At 49.8% G+C, this 275-nt stretch carries 1 pseudogene; it reads left to right on the top strand.

Features of this window, described 5'->3' with window-relative positions:
* Positions 1 to 93: 93 nt before the first annotated feature.
* Positions 94 to 275 (top strand): annotated as a pseudogene (locus tag KVT27_RS24540) (hypothetical protein); the annotation flags it as partial.

Here is a 275-nt window from a genome sequence, read left to right as displayed (position 1 = left end):
ATAGGCGTGAGTGGAACGGCCACTTATTCGAATGACATCTGGGCTCGGCAAGTAGAGGTGAGACTGAACAAACCGTTTCAGATATCTCGGGCGTTGAGCAAATTGTTTAAGGCCGATGGAGTTAACCGTGGAGCAGTTTCTTACATTGTAGAGCCTGTTGAGCTTATCCGAATAACAGACATCACTCGAACTTATTTTCGGGCGATCAAAGATCGCATATCGCCACAGAAGGCCAGAGAAGCGCTGGTGGAGCCGACTTCAGGCGATTTGGCCGG

This window comes from Lysinibacillus sp. GbtcB16, from assembly GCF_019091145.1.
In the GTDB taxonomy this organism is placed as follows: Bacteria; Bacillota; Bacilli; order Bacillales_A; family Planococcaceae; genus Lysinibacillus; species Lysinibacillus fusiformis.
The sequence above is the reverse complement of the archived record's forward strand: the minus strand, read 5'-3'. Positions and strand labels throughout refer to the sequence as shown.